The 22,907-nt window shown below is 68.2% G+C and carries 29 protein-coding genes; 18 read left to right on the top strand and 11 right to left on the bottom strand.

Annotation, left to right across the window (positions count from 1 at the left end; genetic code table 11):
• The first annotated feature begins 10 nt into the window (after positions 1–10).
• Positions 11–691 (top strand): response regulator transcription factor, encoded by a 681-nt coding sequence (locus H9I49_RS00245; protein WP_188028284.1) that lies wholly within the window; start codon positions 11–13, stop codon positions 689–691.
• 141 nt (positions 692–832) lie between these two features.
• Here H9I49_RS00245 and H9I49_RS00250 read toward each other — a convergent pair whose 3' ends face one another.
• A complete protein-coding gene (locus tag H9I49_RS00250; protein ID WP_188028285.1) occupies positions 833–1,120 on the bottom strand; it encodes a hypothetical protein in 288 nt (95 codons plus the stop codon).
• Positions 1,121–1,689: 569 nt separating this feature from the next.
• Between H9I49_RS00250 and H9I49_RS00255 the strand changes: the two genes are divergently transcribed.
• Together H9I49_RS00255 and H9I49_RS00260 are read left to right on the top strand one after the other, a co-directional pair.
• Positions 1,690–2,070 (top strand): hypothetical protein, encoded by a 381-nt coding sequence (locus H9I49_RS00255; protein WP_188028286.1) that lies wholly within the window; start codon positions 1,690–1,692, stop codon positions 2,068–2,070.
• 266 nt (positions 2,071–2,336) lie between these two features.
• Complete coding sequence (locus H9I49_RS00260; RefSeq protein WP_188028287.1) at positions 2,337–3,242, top strand: hypothetical protein; 906 nt, start codon at positions 2,337–2,339, stop codon at positions 3,240–3,242.
• Here the strand turns inward: H9I49_RS00260 and H9I49_RS00265 are convergent.
• Complete coding sequence (locus tag H9I49_RS00265) at positions 3,223–4,119, bottom strand: ATP-dependent DNA ligase (RefSeq protein WP_188029537.1); 897 nt, start codon at positions 4,117–4,119, stop codon at positions 3,223–3,225. The genes H9I49_RS00260 and H9I49_RS00265 overlap by 20 nt on opposite strands.
• Before the next feature lie 147 nt (positions 4,120–4,266).
• Here H9I49_RS00265 and H9I49_RS00270 point away from each other — a divergent pair, with 147 nt between their 5' ends.
• Positions 4,267–4,464 carry a histone-like nucleoid-structuring protein Lsr2 gene (locus H9I49_RS00270; RefSeq protein ID WP_188028288.1) on the top strand — a complete coding sequence of 66 codons (198 nt, stop codon included), beginning with the start codon at positions 4,267–4,269 and terminating at the stop codon, positions 4,462–4,464.
• A gap of 67 nt (positions 4,465–4,531) precedes the next feature.
• Complete coding sequence (locus tag H9I49_RS00275; protein ID WP_188028289.1) at positions 4,532–4,687, top strand: hypothetical protein; 156 nt, start codon at positions 4,532–4,534, stop codon at positions 4,685–4,687.
• 56 nt (positions 4,688–4,743) lie between these two features.
• Here H9I49_RS00275 and H9I49_RS00280 read toward each other — a convergent pair whose 3' ends face one another.
• Positions 4,744–4,983 carry a DUF2188 domain-containing protein gene (locus H9I49_RS00280; RefSeq protein ID WP_188028290.1) on the bottom strand — a complete coding sequence of 80 codons (240 nt, stop codon included), beginning with the start codon at positions 4,981–4,983 and terminating at the stop codon, positions 4,744–4,746.
• Positions 4,984–5,086: 103 nt separating this feature from the next.
• Between H9I49_RS00280 and H9I49_RS00285 the strand changes: the two genes are divergently transcribed.
• The 9 genes from H9I49_RS00285 (at position 5,087) to H9I49_RS00325 (ending at position 14,053) form a co-directional block, all read left to right on the top strand.
• Positions 5,087–5,644, top strand: coding sequence for a hypothetical protein (locus H9I49_RS00285; RefSeq protein WP_188028291.1), 558 nt, complete (start codon positions 5,087–5,089; stop codon positions 5,642–5,644).
• A 219-nt stretch (positions 5,645–5,863) separates the two neighbouring features.
• Positions 5,864–6,160 (top strand): hypothetical protein, encoded by a 297-nt coding sequence (locus tag H9I49_RS00290; RefSeq protein WP_188028292.1) that lies wholly within the window; start codon positions 5,864–5,866, stop codon positions 6,158–6,160.
• A gap of 11 nt (positions 6,161–6,171) precedes the next feature.
• On the top strand, positions 6,172–6,648 hold the full coding sequence (locus tag H9I49_RS00295; protein ID WP_188028293.1) for a hypothetical protein: 477 nt from the start codon (positions 6,172–6,174) through the stop codon (positions 6,646–6,648).
• A 16-nt stretch (positions 6,649–6,664) separates the two neighbouring features.
• A complete protein-coding gene (locus tag H9I49_RS00300) occupies positions 6,665–9,337 on the top strand; it encodes an ATP-binding protein (RefSeq protein ID WP_188028294.1) in 2,673 nt (890 codons plus the stop codon).
• Positions 9,334–11,307: a hypothetical protein gene (locus H9I49_RS00305; protein ID WP_188028295.1), complete on the top strand. Its 1,974-nt coding sequence runs from the start codon at positions 9,334–9,336 to the stop codon at positions 11,305–11,307. The genes H9I49_RS00300 and H9I49_RS00305 overlap by 4 nt, the downstream gene beginning before the upstream one ends.
• Positions 11,304–12,050, top strand: coding sequence for a hypothetical protein (locus H9I49_RS00310; RefSeq protein WP_188028296.1), 747 nt, complete (start codon positions 11,304–11,306; stop codon positions 12,048–12,050). Before H9I49_RS00305 ends, H9I49_RS00310 begins: the two co-directional genes overlap by 4 nt.
• On the top strand, positions 12,047–13,120 hold the full coding sequence (locus H9I49_RS24225; RefSeq protein WP_188028297.1) for a M23 family metallopeptidase: 1,074 nt from the start codon (positions 12,047–12,049) through the stop codon (positions 13,118–13,120). Before H9I49_RS00310 ends, H9I49_RS24225 begins: the two co-directional genes overlap by 4 nt.
• A 31-nt stretch (positions 13,121–13,151) precedes the next feature.
• Entirely contained in the window at positions 13,152–13,571 is a 420-nt protein-coding gene (locus tag H9I49_RS00320) for a hypothetical protein (protein ID WP_223128203.1), read from the top strand.
• Positions 13,568–14,053: a hypothetical protein gene (locus H9I49_RS00325; RefSeq protein ID WP_188028299.1), complete on the top strand. Its 486-nt coding sequence runs from the start codon at positions 13,568–13,570 to the stop codon at positions 14,051–14,053. The genes H9I49_RS00320 and H9I49_RS00325 overlap by 4 nt, the downstream gene beginning before the upstream one ends.
• 472 nt (positions 14,054–14,525) lie before the next feature.
• Here the strand turns inward: H9I49_RS00325 and H9I49_RS00330 are convergent, their stop codons facing one another.
• From H9I49_RS00330 to H9I49_RS00355, 7 genes are all read right to left on the bottom strand, one after another.
• Complete coding sequence (locus H9I49_RS00330; protein WP_188028300.1) at positions 14,526–14,720, bottom strand: hypothetical protein; 195 nt, start codon at positions 14,718–14,720, stop codon at positions 14,526–14,528.
• 66 nt (positions 14,721–14,786) lie between these two features.
• Complete coding sequence (locus tag H9I49_RS24230; RefSeq protein WP_223128204.1) at positions 14,787–15,035, bottom strand: helix-turn-helix domain-containing protein; 249 nt, start codon at positions 15,033–15,035, stop codon at positions 14,787–14,789.
• Positions 15,036–15,108: 73 nt separating this feature from the next.
• Complete coding sequence (locus H9I49_RS00335; RefSeq protein ID WP_188028301.1) at positions 15,109–15,687, bottom strand: NYN domain-containing protein; 579 nt, start codon at positions 15,685–15,687, stop codon at positions 15,109–15,111.
• Positions 15,688–16,004: 317 nt separating this feature from the next.
• Positions 16,005–16,202, bottom strand: coding sequence for a hypothetical protein (locus H9I49_RS00340; protein ID WP_188028302.1), 198 nt, complete (start codon positions 16,200–16,202; stop codon positions 16,005–16,007).
• Positions 16,203–16,548: 346 nt separating this feature from the next.
• On the bottom strand, positions 16,549–17,097 hold the full coding sequence (locus H9I49_RS24235; RefSeq protein ID WP_188028303.1) for a flavoprotein: 549 nt from the start codon (positions 17,095–17,097) through the stop codon (positions 16,549–16,551).
• Positions 17,094–18,287 carry a helix-turn-helix domain-containing protein gene (locus tag H9I49_RS00350; protein ID WP_255523568.1) on the bottom strand — a complete coding sequence of 398 codons (1,194 nt, stop codon included), beginning with the start codon at positions 18,285–18,287 and terminating at the stop codon, positions 17,094–17,096. Before H9I49_RS00350 ends, H9I49_RS24235 begins: the two co-directional genes overlap by 4 nt.
• Positions 18,288–18,426: 139 nt before the next feature.
• Positions 18,427–18,756 (bottom strand): GntR family transcriptional regulator, encoded by a 330-nt coding sequence (locus tag H9I49_RS00355; RefSeq protein WP_188028305.1) that lies wholly within the window; start codon positions 18,754–18,756, stop codon positions 18,427–18,429.
• A 104-nt stretch (positions 18,757–18,860) separates the two neighbouring features.
• Between H9I49_RS00355 and H9I49_RS24240 the strand changes: the two genes are divergently transcribed.
• The 3 genes from H9I49_RS24240 to H9I49_RS00365 all read left to right on the top strand — a co-directional run bounded on the left by H9I49_RS24240 (position 18,861) and on the right by H9I49_RS00365 (position 20,209).
• Positions 18,861–19,124, top strand: coding sequence for a DUF6284 family protein (locus tag H9I49_RS24240; RefSeq protein WP_223128205.1), 264 nt, complete (start codon positions 18,861–18,863; stop codon positions 19,122–19,124).
• Between the two features lie 12 nt (positions 19,125–19,136).
• A complete protein-coding gene (locus tag H9I49_RS00360) occupies positions 19,137–19,343 on the top strand; it encodes a hypothetical protein (RefSeq protein WP_188028306.1) in 207 nt (68 codons plus the stop codon).
• A gap of 77 nt (positions 19,344–19,420) precedes the next feature.
• Positions 19,421–20,209: a hypothetical protein gene (locus H9I49_RS00365; RefSeq protein WP_188028307.1), complete on the top strand. Its 789-nt coding sequence runs from the start codon at positions 19,421–19,423 to the stop codon at positions 20,207–20,209.
• A gap of 351 nt (positions 20,210–20,560) precedes the next feature.
• Here the strand turns inward: H9I49_RS00365 and H9I49_RS00370 are convergent, their stop codons facing one another.
• On the bottom strand, positions 20,561–20,707 hold the full coding sequence (locus tag H9I49_RS00370; protein ID WP_188028308.1) for a hypothetical protein: 147 nt from the start codon (positions 20,705–20,707) through the stop codon (positions 20,561–20,563).
• A 102-nt stretch (positions 20,708–20,809) separates the two neighbouring features.
• Between H9I49_RS00370 and H9I49_RS00375 the strand changes: the two genes are divergently transcribed.
• Positions 20,810–22,804, top strand: a complete 1,995-nt coding sequence (locus H9I49_RS00375) for an FtsK/SpoIIIE domain-containing protein (RefSeq protein ID WP_188028309.1) — start codon at positions 20,810–20,812, stop codon at positions 22,802–22,804.
• Positions 22,805–22,907: the final 103 nt, after the last annotated feature.

The following is a 22,907-nucleotide window of genomic DNA, read 5'->3' on the forward strand; positions in this document are numbered from 1 at the left end:
GGATGGGCGAGTGAAACCGTCCGACGCGATCCGGGTCCTCATCGTCGACGACCACGCCCTCTATCGACGGGGGCTACAGACGGTGCTTGCCATCGAGGACGGCATCGAGGTGGTGGCAGAAGCCGCCGACGGTGTCGAGGCGGTCGAGCGCGCAGAACAGGCCCTGCCGGACGTCATTGTCATGGACGTCGGCATGCCCAAACGCGGCGGGATCCACGCCTGCCGCCTCATCAAACAGCGAGTCCCCTCGGCACGGATCATCATGCTCACAGGTTCGGACGACGACGGGGACCTGTTCGAAGCGCTTCAGGCTGGCGCCAGTGGCTACCTGCTCAAGCAGGCGACGGAAGAGATAGCCGACGGCATCCGCAACGTCTTCGGCGGCCACTCCCCACTGTCGCCGGTAATGGCCACCAAGTTGATTCTCGAGTTCAACCAGGTCAGCCGACGAGCTGAGGCGCCCACGACCACGCCGGCGATCGAGTCAGCCCGGTTGACCGACCGAGAACTCGAGGTCCTTGACCACGTCGCCCGAGGGCGCACGAATCAGCAGATCGCGGCCGAGCTGCACATCTCGGAGAACACGGTGCGGAACCATATCCGCAACATCCTCGACAAGCTCCATATGCACTCGCGGATGGAAGCGGCGCTGTACGCGGTGCGCCGACAACTCATAGACCCCGCCAAATGACGAGGCCCTGCTCTGAGCAAGGCTCCCAAGCCCGCCGGCACCATTTCGCGCTCAGTTAGGCCGACATGTTTCGCGTCGTCGACGACGTCCGAACATGCCGCTGACGGCGCCTAGGTCCTGCCGATGGGTCGGACGTCTGTGTCACGTACCCGTCGAGGCAGAACCTCCGTCGCCACGCTCGTTGGCCGGCCCTTCTGCCAGCATCAAGGATGAGAGGAATCGGAACAACGCGGCGAAGGCAGCGACGACGGCCGCCGCACCCAGATCGATCAGCCCGGTCTCGTTCTCTCCGGACAAGAAGCTCGCCGCGCTGAGGACGACCAGGCCGGCGGCCACGGCGAAGCCCACATATGAGGCGACCCGATAGCTGCGGCCGACATGCTCTCCGCCCTTGTCGAGTGCACGCTCGAACTCCTTCGGAACGTCCACACCACAGATTATGTCGCGCCACGCTGACTCGCGGACGAGCCCGCGGCCGGCCGCCCGCTTCTGCCGCGAACGGCGCGATCGTGCCGACGAGTTGAGGACTGGACGGTGCGCGTGACGTTGACGGATCGACGTCTGAAGCGGACAGCCTCTTGGTACGTTCAAGCAAACGAGGGAGGCGCTCGATGACCTCGCAGAACGCACCGACGATCCGCGCACGGTCAACAGCCGCGTTCCTGCTGTTCAGTGCCTTGGCAGTCGTTTGTGCGTCCGTCTTGCTGTACGCCACGTCTCTGAGTCGAGCCACCGCGGTGTGGATCAGCCCGCTGGGTGCAGCACTCTTGGTGACAGGGCTCTGGACGGTACGGACCGGCCGGCGGCCTCACCGTTGGGTCCTGTTCGTTCTACGCCTTGTGGCACTGGCCTTGATCGTGCTCGGACTGTGTACCCTCACCATCGCCCTTCTGGCTGAGGACCAACCGGCCTGACTTAAGTTCGTCAGCGCGTCGAGGGGTCACCGGCACGGCCGCTCATGCCGCAGATCGCGCGATCTATACGGCCATGCTGAGGGCATGACACCCGCTCGGGCCATCTTCGTGTTCACGGCCGATAACGACCTACTCATCTTTACCGGCCTCGACGAGGCTTCCTCCTGGATGGAAGCCGTCGACGTGGACGACGGCGAGTACCCAGCGATCTACACCGACGAGGGCAGCGTCGTAAAGGCCTCGCTGAACTCTGAGACCGTGGTCCTGGCTGACTCCGGTCGCCGCGACCTCGACGATCTCTCGAACCGCCTCGCGAGATACGCCGAGATGGTCGATCTACCGGCACCGACGGACAGACTCGCCTTCGCGAACACCATGCTCAAGCGGGAGTGGGACAGACAGCGATCCCGCCGCCCCCGTTGGCTCTTCAAGCGCATCTACGGCGAAACGCCACCTTTCGTCTGATTGCAGCCTTCGTTGGTTGACGCGTCCGGACCGTCCTGTCATGCCGCGGACCGTGCGCGGCCGGCGTCGATTCGAGCTCCAGAAACGCCCGTTTGTGGAGCGCGCGGCAACGGAACGTTTCTGAGGCGCGCCGATGGAGCTCGCATGGCTTCCTGCGTCGTGCTCGGTAAGACGCCTCGGCGCGGCGAGTCCGTCGCTTGAAGGCGGCCGGCCCTACCGTCGGTTCAGGCGCAAGGACCAGGCCGAGCTCCAGATAGGTGATGAGCATGAACGAACGACAGGTCTCCCGGCACATCATGGGCACCTCGGCCGAGGCGTTGCTTCTCGCGGCCGACGAGGCCGGAGGGCAGCTCCTGCCTTCCGCCTTTGAGGCCGCGGTGGGTGACGAGCGCGAGGGCCACGCCGCCGCCGCGGCTTTGCGTGAGCTCAGCCTCGCGGAGGGCGAGCCCTCCGCCGTCGCGGAGGTGACACTGACCTACATCGGCAAGAAGGTTGCCGCGGTCTCGCGGAAGTCTCGAACGAATGGGTTGGCCCGCATGGAGGCAGTCCAGCGAGGCCTGTTGGAGTGGCTCGAGGATGCCGGTCATCCCGCCGACGTCTCGGTGTATCTGCGAGACGAGCGCGCGACCGCGTTCGGAGTTCCATTCACCAAGACCGAGGTGGACCAGGCCACGGCCTACCTAGTCGAGCAGGGGCTCATGAAAGTCCTCGGGAGCAATGCCTCGTGGGCACTGCGGCCGGAGTTGACGCCGCGAGGCCGCAACGCCCTTCACAGTGACGGCACGGTGCAGGACTACGCAGAGGGCAGCGGCGGAGACACCACCGTGAACGATCAGCGCTACTCGTGGAGCGTCTCCGGTGGCACCGTCACCGGCGTCCAGCAGGGCGGGAGCCACAACACCCAGCACGTCGCCCTGCACCTGACCCATGATGAGCGCACACAGGTCCTCCAGGTCGTCGACAAGGCCCTCTCTGGGCTGCCGGCCGCGGATGACGTGCGCCCGCTGCGCCAAGCGTTGGAGAGCATTCGAGACGACGCGGAGACCGGCGCCGCCCCAAAGCCGCGACTCCTAGAGCGGGCACGCGACGCCCTCGTAATGGCGACTGCCACCGAGGGCGGGCGATCGGTCATCGAGTGGCTGGGGCAGCTCGTCACGTCCCTGTCCGGCTGACGTCGCCGATGCCCAGATCCGGTCGTAATCGAACGAGCCTGACTGGATGACGAAAGGCGCCGCCCTGGAGTGCCGTGTCGGCAAGGATCTCGACGACGACGACCGGCTTCACCGTCGTCAGCACAGCCTTGTCCCGCCCGGATCCAAACCTGCGCGAGGAGATTTCGTCAGGCCACGGATGGTCGGCGCCGGCGGGCTCCAGCACAGCCGCCAGCGTGGCGGCCTGTGCTCGGGAGAGCGGGACGCTTTGACCCACCACCCGGAGGACCCCTGCGACGTCGAGGCCCACGACGACGGAGTGCGGCCGACCCAGCGGGCCAATGACCGCCCCAACGATGACCTCGCTGGTCTTGCGGCCCTTCACCTTGACCCACCCGTCGGAATGTCGACCTGGCCGGTAGCGGCCGGCCGCGGGCTTGACCACGAGGCCTTCGATGCCCGCCGGGCGGTAGTCGACGAACCAGCTGCGGGCAACGACCTCATCCATCGTCATCGGGCACAGCTGCAGCGGCGGCACCCAAGAGGCGGCGACCGTCTCGAGGACGTCGCGTCGGGCGCGGGCCGCCAACTCGCGCAGGTCCCGCCCCTCGAGGGCGAGTAGATCGAACACCACATACGAGGCCGCCGGCCCGACCCTAGTTCGCGCCGGGGTCCGCGACAGGAGCCGGCGAAGGAGCAGGTCGAAGTTGAGCCGGGAACCGTTCCACATCACCAGCTCGCCGTCGAGGACGGTGCCGGCCGGCACCTGGGCGGCCACGGCGGCAGCGACGTCGTCGAACTGGCTCGTCAGCTCCTTCCCCTGGCGAGACCACAACCGCGCCCCGCGCTCGTCTCGGACTGCGACGCAACGGAATCCGTCCCACTTCAACTCGTACATCGCCCCGCCGGCCAGCGACGTTGCGCCGGGGATGCTCTCCTGACCTGTGGCTAGGGCAACCGCCACCGGCCCTCGAAGGTCACCCGGAAGCCCGCCCACCTTGAAGACCTACCCTGCCGCACCGTTGTTGCTCATAGGGTTACGGCCATGGCACGCCAGACCGTCATCCACCTCGTCGACGACGTCGACGGAGAACCCGCCGACGAGACCGTCCGCCTCGAGCTCGACCGACGCGGCTACGAGATCGACTTGTCACGAGAGAACGCGGCCCGGCTGCGCGCCCAGCTCGAGCCCTGGATCGCCGCCGCCCGACGCACGTCCGGTCGTCGCCGAAGGTCCAGGTAGGTTCGCGATGGTTGACGAAGACAACTGGAGAAGCGGAAGACCACACCCGACTGGCGGATACGACAAGGTGATCGTCACCCGAGGGGACACACTGTACTTCATCGCTGCAAGGCTGCACCGGCTCGACGGGCCGGCCGTCGAGGCCGAGGACGGCTCCGTGCAGTTCTGGATCCAGGGCACACGCCTCGCCGAACACGAGTTCATCCAGCGCACCACGCACTGACTCCCTCGCCCAAACCGCTGGGCGCGCCTCGCCGATCGCGCCGGCGACCCCGCGGCTCAGCTAGCTAGCGGGCGTCTCGGGCGGGAAGGATCCCTTCCGTAGGAGTTCTTCTGCCCGATCGTGCCGTCCTTGTTCTTGATGACGTGTTCGAGCCCACGGTTCTTGGCGATTCGACGTCCTGCGGCCTGCGCCTCCGCCTTGGTGGCCGCCGTGCTTGACGCGCGCGTGTTGCCACCGACTCTGTTCTTCCTGCGCCCACCTTCGAGGTACGTCTCGACGGTCCCGTCCTTGGACATCGTTCCCTCCTGATCGTGCAAGAGCTTGCACCCGACCCGTACCCAAGGCCCGCATCATTCAGAAGCAGCTCTCGCTGTCGGTCCCGTCGCGGATGATCACGCCATGACGAAGCTGGCTAAGTACTGGCACGGCGGGCCCCCAGGGCTCCGGCCCGGCGACACGATCCGCCCAGCGGCATCGTTGCCCACCCTGCCTCTGCCCTACACGATGCCCAACTACCCCACCGATCCCACCAAGGTCTATGTCACCACCGACAGAACCCTCGCCCGCGCATATGCCGCCAAGGCAATCCACCCGCTCGGGATCAGCGGAGATCTCTACAACGTCCGGCCCCGCGGCGATCTGGAGCATGACCCCGACTACCGCGACGACGTCACCAGCTGCTTCACCTGCTCCTCGGCGAAGATCATCAGCGTCGTGGAGCGCAACATCACGATGACCGTTGCTCTCGAGGTCTACGCCCACCGGCACACGTCCTGGGATGACGGCACTCCGATGTACACCCGAGACGGCTTCGCGCTGCCCAGCGTGAAGATGCGCCAGCTGGGCTTGGCCGACGAGGACCTGAGAGCCCTCGGCATGGTCCCGCCGTTCGAGGTGATCGACCAACACGCTCGCAGCTGGGTTCTCGATCGCGGGATCCCACTGCCCGTCCAGTGATCCTCGGCTTGGCCCGAGCGCAGAGTGGCCCCGAGACGTACAGGGGATGACGTCTCGGGGCGTTTTCTCGAGCGCGCGCGAGGGATGAGCATGGGCCAGGTAAAGGCGCAGTAAAGAGTGGCGTATCGCGTTGCACTTCTCGGAGCGATCGGCCAAACTCAGAGCGTCACGCACACAAGTTCGCGCGACTTTCATTCGCAGTCAGGGAAGGAAACCCCAATGCAGGCAACGACTTTCCTCGCGGCCAAGGCGACGGCACTGCCCGCAGCCGGTGAGGCCCCGAGCGTCTTCAAGCTCGACGCGATCAGCGCCTTCGCGGCGGCAGTTTTCGGGATCATCTGCATCTTCGTTGCCGTGTTTATGGCGTGGCGGGCGAAGAAGGCGAAGATCAGCGAGAACGGCACGATCCTCGGCAACATCGGGCTCGCCGCGGTCGCGTTCGTCATCGGCGCGGGCTCGCTCGCACTGCCGTTCGCCAAGAGCATCGTCGGCTTCTTCACCAACACGTCGCTCTGAGGTCGGCGGCCGTGCGACTCATCGAGACCGACGACGCTGCCGCCCGGCAGTCCTACATCTACCTCGGGCCCGCCGACACGCCGTTCCCGGTGTCGGCGCGCCTGTCGTCCCAGGTCGCGGGGCTCGCGCTGTCGATCTTCCTGAGCTTCGTGGTTTACGTGGCGACGCCGTTCATCGACTTCGTCGGTTTCCCCGGCATCGTCGCCTGGGCTGCACATGCGGCCATCGCGACGATTGCCGGGGTGGCAGGCGCAGTCCTCATCACCCGCAAGCTCGCCAAGCACGTCACGCCCTACATGCCGTGGTCTCACCACTTCGCCACGATGCAGGCCGAGATAGCCGTCCCGCGACCGAACACGGAGACCGTCGAGGCCGTGCTCGCAGTCCCCCCGCACCTATGGATCGAGGACCGGCCCGAGAGCCGACAAGTCAGAGTCGCAACTGTCCCCCACTTCGTCGACGACGTCGACGAGAACCCCACTCACTGAGGCAAGGGACCCCAAGATGAGCTTCTGGAAGCGCAACCAGCGCGGTGCCGCCACCGATGACACCGAGACCACCCCCGACCTGACCGGCGAGCCGGAGGGCGCACGCACCCCCCACGCGAACGAGCTGCACATGACCGCCGCTCACCGCAACCTCGTCGTCGACTCCGACGGCACGTGGGCCTACTACTTGCTCGAGGACGAGAACTGGCTCTACACAACCCCGGGCCACCGCGCCACGGTCATGCGCCAGCAGACGTTCCGCTGGGCCGAGCTCGTCGGCAGCCGCGTGAAGATGTACGGCGCCACATCGCCGCTCAACACCAAGGCCGCGGCCGCCACCCTCGACGCCGAGCACCCGCTCACCGACGCTGCCAACGTCGCCCGCGCCCGCTCGTTCCGCCTCCCGGCCATCGACGGGGCATGGTCCTTCCCCGACTACCTCATCGACATGCAGGTGCGCATGAAGGACTACGAGGCGCGCCGGTCAGTCGTGCTGCTCGCGGTGCGCGTCACAGAGGCCAAGGTCAAGGCCGACGAACTGCCCCACCTGCTCTCGTCCCGCCCGCTCGGTGACTCCCGCGGCGTCCTCGAGACCTACCGGCAGAAGCTCCGTCAGGTCACCGCCTCGGTGGCCGGCGACAGCTGGCAGGCGCGCCCAGCGCGTCCGCGGGTCATCGCGTGGTTCATGCACTCCGCGCTCGGCCTCGGCTCGCCCGTCCCGTCGCTGCTCCTCGACGCCTGCGCGGACGGCTGGGACGGCGACGACCTGCCCGGCTTCACGAACCCGGTCTACGCGACCCACAATCCGTATGCCGCCTCGACGACGGTCCGCGTCGTGCGCAACGTCACGGACCATACGAGCCACGTCGTGATGCTGCACGCGTCGAAGTTCGGCCGTCGCGACCTCGACAACCAGGGCCTCGAGCCGTGGCTGTCTTGGCTGTCCAACAGCGCCCCGTGCCCGACGCGCTGGGTGCTCGACTTCGACGTGGTCCCCGGCGAGGACCTCAAGGAGCAGGCCGACTACTGGCGCCGTCTCGGTATCGACCAGGACGAGCACTTCCGCTCCCACGGGGAGGAGCCGCCCGCCGAGGTCGGTCGCGCGATCGCTCGCTCCCGCGAGGTCCTCGACGAGGTCTCCACCGGTGACGTCGCCATGGCCCCGCGCGCCCGAGGCGTCGTGCTCGTCGGCGTCGTCGGCGACACCGAGGACGAGGCGCGCGAGCACGCCCGGAAGCTCATGTCGGCGGCCGCGGAGAAGCAGCAGATCATCCTCACGCACGACTATGCGCAGTGGGAGTCCTACCGGAGCCTGTGCCCTGGTGAGCCCGTGCGTCGCACGGGCCACGTCACTCGGCAGCCGTGCTACTTCGTCGGGCCCGCGGTGCCCAACGCGTCGCCGTCATTCGGTGACTCTTCCGGCATGTACGTCGGTCCGATCGCCGGAGGGCACGACGTGTTCCTGTTCGATCCGCACGGCGGCACGCGCCGCGGCGGCTCCGGCATGTTCGCAATCGGCGGCGACCAGGGCGCCGGCAAGTCGACGCTCATGGGCGCGATCGCGCACCACAGCGCGATGCTCGGCATGCGCACCGTCCTGAGCGACCCGGCCGGGCACCTGTTCAAGCTCACCCAGATGCCGACACTCAAGGCGAACGCGCGGCACCTGGACCTGCAGCACGTCAAGCCCGGGACGCTCTCGCCGACGCTCGACCCCGAGCCGAGCCGGGAGGCGTACTCCACCGCCGAGGACTTCCAAGCGGCCATCATCGCGGCGAAGCAGGAGCGTCGGAGCCTGCTCGTCGAGACGTTCCGGTCGCTCCTGCCGCACGAGATGATCGCCTACGACGCCGGTGGCGCCGTGGCCCGTGCGATCACCGGCGCAATCGGCAGGGTTGGTGGCGACTTCGGCGAGGATCCGTGGCGTTACCTCGCGGTCATGCGCGAGCACTATGGCGAGGCCGGGCGGGACGTCGCCGACGCCCTCGAGTCCCGAGCCGAGTTCCGCGACGGAGCGCTCGTGTTCCAGCCCAAGGGGCAGGACGTCGACCCGGACTACTACCGCGCGCTCATGGATCAGGCGGTGCTCACCGTCGTCACCCTCAAGGGTGTCGCGCACCCGCCGGCTGGCAGCCTCGACCGTGCCGCGTGGACCGACGAGCAGCGTCAGGCCGTCCCGATTCTCAACCTCGCGGCCCGGTTCGCCTCGCGCGCGATGTACCTCGACCGGAAGCCGAAGGTCATCGGCAACGACGAGCTCGGCATCCAGGCGGCGGCCGGATCCGCGCACGCCGCGTTCCTCTCCCGCGGCTCAGTTGAGACGCGGCGCACCAACACGCTGTTCATGCTCCTGTTCCAGAACCCGAACATGCTCCTTCGCATCGACGATGAGATTCCGAACCTCATCGGCGCCGCGGCGATCGGGCGCATGGAGGAGGAGGTCGCCGTGCGCGCACTGCGCCTGCTGCGCCTCAAGGAGGGCTTCGGCTACGAGCAGGACATCGCGACCCTGCCCAAGGGCGGGTTCCTCTGGCGCGACTGGTCGGGCAGGCACCGTCAGGTGCAGGTCGACCAGGGCTGGTGGCACGAGCAGCTGCTCGACGCCCTCGACACGAACGCTGAGGGTCGCCACCGCGCCTACGACACGTCGGCCGGTCGCGACGCGATCTTCGAGGGAGCGGTCGCGTGAAGCTCCGTCTCCGCTCGCGCCGCGCGGTCGTCGCGCTCGCGCTCTCGGTCGCAACACTGCTCGGCGGCGGCGCCACGGCCGCGTGGGCGATCGACATTCCATCCGGCAACGACTGCATGGTCCCGCCGGACCCGGAGCGCCCCAACATCGGGACGGCCGGCGATTGGGACGCTGGCCCGGCCAAGCCGACCCCCGGCAACCCGTTTGCTGCGCCGACGGCCGGCAAGCCGCAGCCGACGATCTATGACACCTACGGCTACGGCGGCCTGCACGTGCAGCGCGCCGACCCCGGCTGCAACCCGGTCCCATCGTGGTCCGACACCGAGAACTCCTGGGCGAACGGCCTGCTCGACTGGACCGAGGGCGCCGTCGCACTGTCCGTGATGCTCTACCGCGCCGCCATGTCCTCGCCGCTCGGCGTGGTGTTCGAGCCGCTGCAGGAAGGGCTCAGGAGCATGCTCGGCAGCGCGATCTTCGTGCCGCTCGTCGGTGTCGTGTTCATCGGGACCGCGCTGCTGCTCGCCTTCCGCGCCGCGCGGGCGAAGGTTGGGGAGACCGCGAGCACTCTCGCCAAGAGCACGCTCATACTCACGGTGGGCATGTTCACCGTGCTGATGGCGGTGCCGCTGGGCAACGCCGTCGACAAGGGCATGACGACGCTCATCAGCTCGGCCGCGAACACCGGCGTCCTCGACGGCAGCGTGGACCCCTCCGACGCGCTCGGCGGCACCGCGCACAACTCGCTGCTCTACAACACGTGGCTGCAGATGACGTTCGGCAGCGGCAAGCAGAATGCTGCGGCCGCAAAGGAGTTCGGCGGTCCGCTGTTCATGGCGTCCACGTTCTCGCGTGACGAGCAGGCCCGCATCGACAAGGACCCGTCCATCGCCGGGGACCTCTCGGATCAGAAGCGCGACGACTACAAGAAGGTCCTCACCGAGATCAAGGAGAAGTATCCGCAGCCCTACGAGTATGTCGCCGGCAACCACACGGGCGAGCAGCTTTCGTTCGCGCTCGTCGCGTTTCTGGCCGCGGTCGTCTCGCTCCTGTTCATCGTGGTGGCGCTGCTCAAGCTCATCTACGCCATGGCCGTGACCCGCATCATGGTCGGCATCTTCCCGGCAGTCGCGACCGCCGCGGTGTTCCCGCGCTTCCAGCACCTTGCCCTCAACGTGTTCGGCATCATGTGGGACGCGATCGTGAAGGCGCTCTACTTCGGCCTCGCAGTGGTGGTGTTCGTGGGGTTCGGCATCGGCGGCATCCTGTCCCCGGCGACGACGATGCACCCGCTCCTGAAGCTCATCGCCCTGGCGGTTGCGACCTACGTCGCGTGGCGAGTCGCGAAGAGGCTCGGCATCGCCAACGATCTGCAAAAGCTGCGCCGTATTGGCCGCCGGTTCCCCGACGACGTCCGGGAGCCCCTGGGCGTCGACGAGCTCGAGGAGGTCCGGCCTTCGGGTGAGCGGCGCGTCCGCAAGCCGCAGAACGCGCAGGAGCTGTTCGACGGCACCGATTCCCCGGCCGACTACCCGCGCCGCCGGACCGACGCGTCTGACACGCGCATCCGGCAGGAGTACGTGATGACCGGCGTGCGTGAAGTCCCGCGGACCACCCCGCCGGAGGCGCTCCATCTGCCTGCGGACGCCGCCTCGAGCGGCATGAGCAAGGCCGCCGCGAGGGGCGCCGCATCGAACGCCGCGGTTGTCGGCATCGGCACCGTCGTCTCTGGCGGCACAGCCACCATCCCGCTCCTCGCGGGCGCGGCGGCCAAGGGCGCCGCAGGAGGCGCCGCCGGGCACGCCCTGCAGAGGAAGGGTGGTGCCAACGCCCCGTCTCAGGTCGTCGAGCCGTCGGCGATCTACCACCCATCGACCACGAGCACCGTCGGGCCTGCCGAGGTTGCGCAGACGCGCGTCGTCGCCGGCAAGCGCGTCTATGACATCTACCAGGCCGCAGGAGGCAAGGCGTGAGGACGATCAAGGTCACCCTGACCCGCATCGCGGCGGCCCTCGCCCGCCGTGCCGACAGGGTCAAGGTGCGCACGACCCGGCACGGCGCCGCACACCGCGTGATGACGTGGGTGTTCTGGAACCGGCGCAACGCGATGCGCACGCTCATCGTCACCATGGCGGTGCTCACACTGGCGGTGCTCGTGTTCACCCGCCTCACGACGTACCGGCACGAGGTCGCGCAGTACGAGGAGCAGCTCCGGGCCGAGGCCGCGGCCAAGGTCGCCTCGGTGTCCCCGTCCGCCACGCCCAAGCCAGAGGCCACCTACCGCGAGCTCGGCAGCACCGAGGGCACTGACACCGAGGCCACAGAACCGGTGGCGGAGCCCACCACGACGCCAGCAGTGCCCACCCTCACTCCGACCGGGCCGCCCGTCATCGCCTCCGAAATCCCCGCCGTTGAGCAGGCCCCGCGGAAGGTCGCGGGCACGTTCCTCAAGACCTGGGCCGGCGCCGCCAGCTACCCGAACACGGGGGAATGGCTCGACACCATGGCCCCGTACACCACGCAGGCCATGCTCGACCTCTTCCGACTCACCGACGTCACCCGCGTGTCCCCGGCCAAGGTGAAGTCGATGACGTCAGTCACCACCGGCTCGACGTCCGCCGTCGACGCATCCATGAGTGACGGGCAGATTCTTTCCGTCACGCTCGAGGTCATCGACGGACGGTGGAAGGTCACCGACCTCGACGAGGCGCAGTGAAGAAGCCTCTGCTCCTGACGGCCGGGGTGCTCACCGCCCCGGCCGTCCTGTTCGCCTTCCTGGTCGCGGGAACCCCGCGGCCCGGGCAGGTGCAGGCCGACGCCGCGCCCGGCACGTGTGTCGTGCCCGCCTCGAACCAGCGCGTCCCGCAATCGGACGCACGCGACCGGAACTGGACCACCATCATCGAGCGCGGCATCGCCAAGAAGATCCCCGGACGCGGCATCCAGATCGCCCTCGCGGTGACGCTCGTCGAGTCCACCGGCCTGAATTACGCCTCGCGCAAGGTCCCCGAGTCGCTGCGCTACCCGAACGACGGCATCGTGCCCGGCGACCACCTATCCATCAACCTGTTCCAGCAGCAGGTCGGCATGGGATGGTTCGACACCATCGAGAACGGCATGAGAGTCCCCGTCGCGGCCGACTCGTTCTACGACCACCTGCTCAAGGTGAACGGATGGCAGGTCATGTCGTTCGGCGCGGCCGCCCAAGCGGTGCAGCGCTCGGCGTTCCCGTCGCGATACGGCAAACGGCAGGCCGAGGCTGTCGCGATTTACAACCGGCTGATCGGCTCTGCTGCGCCCGTGGTGCCGGCCGTCGCCACCGCCGGCCCCAACATCGACGAGTGCAAACAGGAGACTTCCGGGCCCGTCGCAATCTCCGGCCGGTGGGCCAACCCGCTCAAGCCCGCGGCATACGTCCTCACGTCCCCGATGGGATGGCGCGAGTTTCGCGGCATCCCCAACTTCCACAAGGGGCAGGACCTCGGCGTCCCCATCGGCACGCCCGTGCACGCCATATGTGACGGCGTCGTGGCTCGCGCGGAGTGGGACAACTACGGCGGTGGCTACCAGCTCGACCTTGACTGCGGCGGCGACATTCTCATCAAGCTCATGCACAACGTGGGCTTCAAGGTGAAGAAGGGCGACAACGTCCACGCAGGGGACGTCGTCGCCATCTCCGGCAACGAGGGCAACTCCACAGGGCCGCACCTGCACGTGCAGGTCGAGAAGACCGGCGAGCTCATCAATCCCGTCGCGTTCTTCGCCGATCGGGGCGTGCCGCTATGACGCGCACTTTTCCGTCAGACATACTCCCTCCATGTCCGAGGAAGGCCGCGCCAGAGTGCAACTGACCGCCGAGGAGTCCCGCGCGGCGGCCTGCGCAGCAGTCGCAAACTCGATGCCTCCCCGGATGCGCAACGTGATCGCAGCCTCAGCCACATGGCCCACGAAGGACCGGGTCGCTGACGTCGCGTTCATGATCGAGACGCGGATGGCGAACCAGGCGGACCTCGACCGAACGCTCCCGTGGTGGGAGGCATCCGGCGCCGCGGTCACCGCCGCGCTGGTTGACGTGAGCGGCACTGAGCAAGGGCTCGCGTCGCACATCATCGGGGCCGTCGTCGAGGCGCGGATCCTCGCTGGACAACCCCTCGCCGAGGACCTCGTGCTCCGCTGGGGAGAGCGAGCAGCCGCATGGATCGACGGCAACCAGTCGTCGCACAAGGAGGCCCGGTGACGTCCGACATGGACGCTGCGATCGTCGAGCTGCGTGCCGCGTGCAGGCGCGCGTACGAGGCGCAGAAGGCGAAGGACGCCGCGCTCAAGAAGCGCAAGCAGGTCGCGGAGCAGACATGGAAGTCACTGCACGAGCTCGGCCCAACCAACATCGCGAAGCAGATGGGCATGGAGAGCAGCCGCGCTGTGGTGCGAGCCCTCACGGCCGACCTCCAACCCAGGCCTCCTCGCGGCCCTCGCAGTGACGTGACCCTGACCCGCCGCCAAGCCGATGCTGTGACCCGGCTGCGCGATGCGCTCGTAGCCGTCGACAACGCCAACAAGGAACACACCGCGGCCCTCGATGAGCGATGGTTCACGATCCGTCGCACATGGCCCGTTCTTGCCCCGATGGGACAGCGGGCGATCGCACGCGCCGTCGGAGGCGGTTACGTCGGCGAATCGACCATCAGCGTCACCACGACCGACCTACGCAGGGCCTAGGAGGACGCGATGTTCGGGGTTCCATCGCTTCCCACCAGGGCGTGGCCACCGAGGGCACAGGCGGCGGGCCCGCTGGTGAGCCCGTCGCCGTCCTGCCGGTCGACGAGGACGGTGCCTGGCCGACGGCGTATCAGCCGGCGTCGGCTCCGTGCGCGAGAGCTTCGACGAGGTCCTCGGCGACATGCTGTCGAACCGCTGAACGACGACAGCCGCCGTCACTGACGGCCGCTGTCGGAGGCGAGACGTAGCGTCAGCTTCGCGACCAGATCGCAGTGCCGGCCGCGGCGCCCCACGCCACAGAAGCGGCCAGCACAGAGCCCCCGCCCCCCATCTCGGGGCGGGGGCTCTTCTTGATGCAGCTCGCGCGACGGCCATCCCCGACCCGAGCGCGAAGGCGCCCGTCCGCCCCAACCGCCACCCGGGCGGGGCCACTTGACCACTCCTCGCAAGATGGGCGCGTCTGAGTGTGCGGTCAGTACAAGTTGGCGTCCTCGACGGGCCGGTAGAGGCCGGTCTGCCACCTGCGGTCGAGGCGTGCTGCGACGGCTGCGAGCCCGTCCGGGCAGCCGAGCCAGCGGATGACGAGCCAATACGTCCAGCTGGGCAGCCCGTCGATGATGAAGCAGGCGTGGTCGAGAGCGTTGACGATGAGGCGCTTGGCGCGCATGGTGACTCCTGGGTTTGAGGCCCGTGCCCGCCTGTCGGGCTCAGGCTGGGAGCCGCCGCGCCGTCCTCATTGTGATGACGATACCGCTGGCGCGCCACGCCCACGGCGTTCCACCCCTGCCTGGTCAAGCGCACGCCGCACCGCCGACTGCGAGCGGCCTGTCAGCTGGGCGAGTTCATGGATCGAGCGGCCGGCCGCATACTGCGCGGCACAGAACTCGAGCAACCGCCCCCGCTGCTGGGGCGTCTGTCGGATGACAGCCGTGCCGAGGAACTCCGGGAGCACCTCAAGGGCTGGGCGGCCGGGGTATGGCATGCGACGACCGTACCCACCAACGCACGCGCGTCCGCGCCAACCGTGACGGTGAGCGAGATGCTAGCTCAGATGGTCAGTACACCCGGCGATCGCGGCAGGCGTTCCACTCATCCCTGCTCAGGGTGTGCCCACGCAGGACCTGCGAGTTCCTCGTGAGCTTGAGGGTGCTCGCACCCGCCCAGTTGACCGCCTCGACGCGTGGTCCGTGCAGGTCGAAGACGGCTTCGATTGCGGGCAGCAGGTCGGTATCTCGACTCACGACCATCGCGACATCGAAGGCGTTCTTCGTGGCTAGAGCCACCAGGTCAACCGCGAGGGCGACGTCAACGCCCTTCTCGCGCGGCCGTTCGACACAGCCGTCCTGACCCCAGTCTTGGGGATACCAAAGTGGTCGCCGCTTCACGAGAACTCGTGCGTCGGATTGCCACTGCGAGGCTTGGCGGTCGCTCACCTGCGCGAGCCGGGCCTCCTTGCGCGGATCTGGCCTCCCCCTGTAGACCCGAACCTGCTTGAGATCGCCGCCAGGCGCCCGCTTGGCGATCGCGCTCAGCGCAACCTTGAGCGGGTCGAGGGTGCAGTCGCTGAGGTCGTCGCCGAAACTGCAGAAGGACCGGTGGGCGCTGTTGTGGGCGTTCTGGTAGTCGATGAACACAACGACCGAAGGCGCGCCGGCCAACATTGCCCCCTGAAAGAAAACGCCCCGCCAGTCCCCTTGCGGGGAGGGCGGGGAGGAATGACTCGAAGATAGCCACGTCCCGCGTGATCCGTAACCACTTCACGCTTGCAATGTGATGTAGATCACACCGTCGCCGGCAAGTTGTCCACAGGTTCGAATAGACGTTCGGTGTGGATAGTGCTACAAGCAGCGTCCATGGGGCATGTCAACAGATTCATAGTAAAAAGATGACAAAGAACTCGGCCGGTCGCACCCAACGGCTGGACTCCGGAAATCGCTCAGGCGGTCTTGAGTCAGAGGTGAGCAACCGCAAGGTAGCCACCCTTGGCGGAGGCAACCAGCGATCCCAACACCAGGACAAGCGTGATCGCGGAACACAGCATCACCTGGTCGCGCGATCGCTCGCGCCTCTGCCCAAGGCGGACCGTTGCGACGGCCGTGCCGACGGCCGCCAGCAGGAACGCGCAGATCAGCAGCGGACCAGAGCTCACAAGGACAGAGGCTAGGACGACGCGCTCGATCCACACGCGATTCGGACGAATCGAGGCCGGCCACCCAGCACGGTCGAACACGCCCGCACCGGGCCCGGCTCGACAGCTGAGCGCCTGCGCTCCGTACTTTGCGCCACCCCGCTGCGTGCTCTGTCGGACAGAAGCCAGCTGCGGCGGGGCGCCTTGTCTAGCGTGGACACCAACGGTGACGCACAGAGTCAGGCATCTAGTACTGCAACGAGGTCGCCGGCCCTTGCCGCCAGACGGTCTCCGATGGCTCGTGACGTGCCTAGACGAAACGGGCCGACGCCTTCGCGCCGAGTTCGGGACGAAGAGGCCCCAAGTCCTATCCCTGATCCGGCACCGCATCCAAGCAGTCCAGTACCCACGACCACCTGAATTGAGCGGCGACCTCTGCACCAGTTCCCGACGTGACTGGCTCAACGGCGCCCAAGCGCCCGGAATGTGGATCCACCATGATCACTCCGGCGTACCGAAGAACGGCTAGGGAAGCTAGCCATGCGGGATGCCCCGTGAGGTCGGGCTTGGCGAACGGAACAGCCACTGTCGGCACCCGGGCTCCGAGGCCGGCGCAGAGGGTCACGAGCGGGAGGGTGTTCGCCCTGCCGTTAGCCCAACCCGTAAGGGTGTTGAACGTCGCTGGAACAACGGCGATGGCCGATGGCGACGGAGCGCGCTTGGCCTCGTCAGGGGCACGCTGTCCATCGAGAACGGTTATCCCGTCCAGCGATTTCGGGTCGAGCCAGGCTCGCGACGCGTCTGTCGGGACGAGTACGGGCGACCAACCCCGTTCTGTTGCCGCATGCACGCCTTCGATGGCACGGCTAGCCAACGGAGCGCCGCAGGTGACGATGTAGAGGGTTCGCTTACTCACGCCAGGACTCCACTTCGCAGGGCAAGCTTGTTGAGGGCGGGGGCCGGCCGACGGGATCTCTTGAGCAACCCTCGAATGAGTTCCCTAGCCACGCCGTCGAATCGCACAACCTCGGGAGCGACGCGCTCTGCTTGGAGCAAATGCATCGTCGCCTCCAGGTCATGGCGTGCCTGGGATTGCGCCCATGCAAGGTTGAGGTGAAGCCGGGAGCGGCGGCCGTTGAGACCGCCGGGCAGGGCATCAGGATCGATGAGGGTTGCCGCCTCTAAAACACCGCGATGGTTCCCCAGCTCGGCATTGACTGATGCCCGATGGATGAGCGTGTTTGTTGGGCCGAAAGCAGTCCACGCGTGGTTTGCATCCTGAGCCAGCACTCCCGAGAGCCCCTCGGCCTGGTCCAGCCGTTGCAAGGCCGTTGCCCGGTCAGCACGGCGGCCTGCGATCACGGAGCCGATGAGCCAGTGCGCACCAGCCAGGGACACGATGTCTGGCCGATCCGAGGTTGCGCGCCCCATCAGGGACTCGGCCGTGCCAACGGCGAGTCGCTCGGCGTTGTCGTTTTGTTGGCCCTTGAGAAGCGCGGTCACGACTTGGTATGCCGCCATTGCCTTTGCGGACGTCGAGTCGGCCGACATCGCAGCGCGGGCGGCCCGGTCGGCGGACAACCAGGCGAGTTGCGACTCCCCCACCTTCGTAAGGAGTTTCGCCGTAACCGTGTAGACCATGCAGCGCGCAAGGTGCAGCTCCCGCGAATCATCGCCGCTGAAGGCATCAAGCGCGTCGGCGGCACCCAGGACATCCGGAAGCATCGCTGATGCACTCGCGTAGTTGGCGGCCTGGTACTCACGATTGACGAGCACGGCCGCGCTGCGAAGTTGTGGCAAGGGCCAGAGGTCCGCATCCGCTCCCAGCAGATGCGCATACCCCGCGAGCTGCGACCGGATGGCGTCCAAGGCACGAACCTGAGGGGCCACATCGGGGGCAAGCTTCCAGTCCTTGCCGATCAGCTCGTTGACCTCGACGCGCAGCACGGAGGCCAGGTCAGTCAGCGTTGAGAGTCGATCGACTTCGCGCAATCCCCGCTCGACCTGGGAAAGCCATGTCCGCGACATCCCTACGAGCCCGGCCAACGCCTCCTGCGACATGCCACGCCGCTTCCTGTGGGCAGCTATCCGTTCACCAACGTGCATGTGGCGCGCCCTTCCTTGTCAGTTCGGGGACTTCCACTGTCGCTTCACTTTGCGCCCGGAATGCGCACTCTTGTGCGCATCTTCTGGACTGTGCACCGCGGCACCGGATTCGGGTGAGGGTCATCGCATGCAGACCCGATCACCCCTCTTCCGCCGCACCTTCCAGCGCTTCGACCCTGCGCCGAAGGTCGTCTACCTGCTCCTGCAAACTCGCCGTCGACGAGCGCGAAGCGCTCGGCGCCTCGCGAACCACCGTGCCGAAGCCCGGCCGGCCCTGGACTATGCCATCCCGCTTCAAGACGTCCATCGCCTTTGCCGCCGTGGCGGTGGCAACTCCATATTCATCCGCCAGGGTGCGGACGCTCGGCAAGCGAGCTCCCACGGCATAAGTCCCATCCGTCACGGCAGCGCGGAGCCGGGCCGCCAGCTGGAGGTAACTGGGCCGCGGGTCGTCCATGTCCAGTTCCATGCCGCCAACCCTAACGACCTAGCACACGCAGCACATCTCTTGCGTGGCCGCCCGTCCTGTGTTCTAGTCGTTCTAGCACACCTAGTACACTTTGGAGGCTGACAGTGATTTCCGAACCCCGCCCCTCTGACTTGGCCAGCATCGCCGCCGAATGGCCCGTGATCGAGGCCGAATTGGCCGTAGTGGATGCGGAGTGTCGCTTGGCCGCATCGCCAGACCCGCTGGCGGTGCGTGCGCACCGTCGCGCGGTTGCTCGTCTGGCTCGGGTGACCCGTGCCAACTCTGCGGCTGCTACTCGTATCGCGATCGCGGCCCTTCCCAGTACGGCCGCCCCCAGCTCCAACCCGACCCAGTCCGTTTCTGCCTGAAGGGAATTCATCATGCTTACCGCACCTCTGTTCGTTGTTGTGCTGTTGCTAACCGCCGTCTGCATCGGGGGCAAGTTGGCCGAGGTCGGCAGCGTGTTCCTGGGTGTGCTGCTAGGGCTGACTCTCGCCTCGACCTCGCTCGGGGCGCCGATTCTGCAGGCGCTGACGGCGGCGTCTTCAGGCTTTGTCGACGCCCTCAGCTCACTGGCCGGCAAGTAATGCCGGCCCCTTTGCAGTCGCCCCGTCGGCGGCTGCCCACCCGGTTGCCGCTTGCGCTGCTGTCCCTCCCGGCCGGCGTGGCCATCTGGTCCGGGTGGGTCGCCCTTGGCACGCTGTGCGGGTTCGGCAAGGTCCAGCCGCTGCCGGGCCTGTGGGACTCCCTGGTGATCGACACACGCGTCACGCTCCCCATCGGCATGGAGACCTACGCCGCGTTCGCGCTGCGGGTCTGGCTCACCAGCAGTCCCGGCACCGCGCGGCAGTTCGCCAAGCTCTCGGCGCTGGCCGCGCTCACGATCGGTGCGGCCGGGCAGGTCGCCTACCACCTGATGAGCGCGGCGGGGATCACCGCCGCACCGTGGCCGGTCGTCGCGATGGTCGCCACGCTGCCCGTGGTCGTCCTAGGCATGGGCGCCGCCCTGGCTCATCTGCACGGCACTGAGACAACCGACGTCAACGCGGCCGCCTCCGTCCCCGCGCTCGATCGGCCTGCCAAAACCGCCAGAACTGCCAAAACGCCGTATGTGCAGGTCAGCGGCCCAGAGGTTCGGCACGAGGCGCCTGCCAATACCCCTACTGGCCCTGCCAAAACGCGCCTCGAGGCGGCCCGCAGGGCTCCGGCGACCATGGCGACCGTCTCGCAGCTCGCGGCGTCCGTACGGGCGTTGGCCGAGGCCAACCCGACTTGGACTCAAGCCCGGATCGCGGCCAAGGCCGGGTGCTCGGTGCGCACCGTGCGCCGGCACCTAACCAACCCCACCCAGCCGGACACCGAGCGCCCCGCCCAGTCCGACACAGGGAGGGCGCTGGAGTCCGTCCCGGCTGCTGACCAGGACGCCAGCAACGACACCGAGGACGCGGCATGAGCACCCGCCCAGTCACCGCGACGGCCCCGCACGCCCTGCCCGTCCGAGCGACGGCGCGCGATACGGCCCTGACGCCCACGAGCGTGGCCGCGCGTATCGAGCGGGCTGTGTCCCGGCTCGGTGACCGGCTCCACGAGCGCGAGGACGCGTCCGCCAGCGCGGAGGGCTGGCAGATCACCCGCACGCCATGGGCGGGCGCGGGTACCGGCACCCCGCCTTCACACACCACTCGGCCCGGGGGCCGAGAAACGACGGCATCAGCAACGACGGCACGACCCAGACCACGGAGGTTCACTGATGAGCACGCACACGGGCGCTGAGACGAGTGCCGAGGCCGCAGCGGTCGTTGACCTAGCTGCCGAGCGTGCTGCCCGAATGGGCCACGCGCAGCCCGAATCCCCGGCGGATCACGACGGGCAGCACGAGGACACGGACGAGGACGAAGACGGTCGCCGCGTAGTCGATGCCGTTGTCGATGGTGTCGTGGTCGAGCATCACGGGCTGGACTTGACGCACCACGCCGGGCCGAGCTCACAGCGCGGTGCTCGGGGCGCGGTGGCGCTGCGGGCTCTGCCGTCCCGGCCAGTGGTCCCACCGTGGATGCGCGACCGAGAGTCGGCCCGCGCGGCGACGGTGTGGGCGAGCAAGTACGCCGCGCACTCGGTCGGGTTCCACACGGTCCGGCTGCCCGTGTACTGGGCCCGTCTGGCAGGCCGGTCCCCGGTGGGGGTGTATCGAATCGCGTCCAGGGCCGGCCGGTGGGTGTTCGACGCGGACGGCGCACAGGTGCGCAAGGCGCTCTCGGCGGCCGCTGGCGGCGCCGGGTACAGCGCGGAGGATGCCGCGACCTACGCGCGGCTGGAGGAACAGCGCCGTCGGGTGACCCGCACCCGCGCCTCGCTGGTGGCGGCCGTGATGGCCGCCTTGGTCGTCACGGCCTGGGTGGTCCTGGCCTCGATGCCCGGGTGGGCGTCAGTGCTCGCGGTGGCCGCTGCCCTGGCGCTGCTCGGGATGGCCGGGCGGGACGCCGCGGCCCACGTGGTGTCCCGGTACACAGACGCGTCCGAGATGCCCCGGCTGACCTCAGACCTGCTGCTGACCGCGCTCGGGGCGCTCGGTGTGTCCGAGCTGAACCGTGGCCTCAGGCCCGGAGCGGACGGCGTCCGGTTCCCGTCCCCGATCGCACGCGACGGCACCGGGTGGCGCGCCGAGGTCGACCTGCCGGCCGGGGTCACCTCGGGCATGATCGTGGACCGCCGTGACCGGCTGGCCGCTGGCCTGCGCCGCCCGCTGTCCGCCGTGTGGCCTGAAGGGGACAGCGACGTGCACGAGGGCCGCCTCATCGTATGGGTCGGGGACAAGCCGATGAGCAAGGCCAAGCCGCTGCCGTGGCCGCTGGCGGACAAGGGCACGGTTGACCTGTTCGCCCCGTTCCCGTTCGGGGCGGACCCTCGCGGCCGCGCCGTGCCGATCACGCTCATGTTCGCCTCAATGGTCATCGGCGGACAGCCCCGCATGGGCAAGTCGTTCCTGGCCCGTCTGCTGCTGCTCGCGGCCGCCCTCGATGTCCGGTGTGCCCTCTACCTGTTCGACCTCAAGGGCTCCCCCGACCTGCTCCCGCTGGGACCGGTGGCCCACGCCTTCCGCTCCGGGGATGAGCCCGAGGACATGGACTACCTGCTCGGCGCCGCGCGCGAGCTGCACCAGGACCTGACCCGCCGCAACAAGACCCTGAAGTCCCTGCCGCGGGACATCTGCCCCGAGGGCAAGATCACTCCGGAACTGGCCTCCCGCAAGGATCTTGGGCTGCACCCGGTCGTGATGTTCATCGACGAGTGCCAGATCGCGTTCGAGCACCCGAGCCACGGCAAGGAGCTCGAAGCCGTCATCACCGACCTGACCAAGCGAGGCCCCTCGGTCGGCATCATCGTCATCTGCGCCACCCAGCGCCCCGACGCCAAGTCGCTGCCCTCGGGCATCCGCTCCAACGCCGTCCTGCGGCTGTGCCTGCGGGTGCAGGGACAGATGGAAAACGACATGGTGCTCGGGACCAGCGCCTACAAGAGCGGGCACCGCGCGACGATGTTCGCCCGCAGCGAGCGGGGCGTGGCGTACCTCTCCGGTGAGGCCGATGACCCGCAGATCGTGCGCGCCGCCTACATCGACGCCGTGCAGGCCGAGAAGATCGCCGCCCGAGCCCGGTCCGCCCGGGTCGCGGCCGGACGCCTCACCGGGTACGCCGCCGACCAGGACCTCACCCCGGACGACGACACCGCATCGATCATCGACCACCTGCTCGCCGTGTGGCCTGCGACCGAGGACCGCGCCTGGTGCGACACCCTCGCCGCCCGACTGGCCGAGGCATTCCCGTCCGCCTACGCCGGATGGACCGCCGAGAACGTCACCGCCGCCGTCAAACCCCACGGGCTGCGCACCCGGCAGATCAAGCTCGACGGCCAGAACCGGCGCGGACTGCGCCGCGACGACCTCGCCCTCGCCCTCCCCGGCGCCGACAAGGACGCCCACGAGGCACGCGACCAGGGCAGCGACGTCGCGGACGATGCCAGCGACGAACCGGAGGTGTTCCACAGGTAGCACCCCCGCAGGAAGGTAGCGGGGGCGCTACCGCCGCAAACCCCCGCTGACCTGCAGTGATACCTCGGTAGCGGCCCGCCCCCTGACCTGCTCAAACACCCCC

Origin of the sequence: Terrabacter sp. MAHUQ-38 (assembly GCF_014518425.1) — a bacterium.
Taxonomy (GTDB): Bacteria; Actinomycetota; Actinomycetes; order Actinomycetales; family Dermatophilaceae; genus Terrabacter.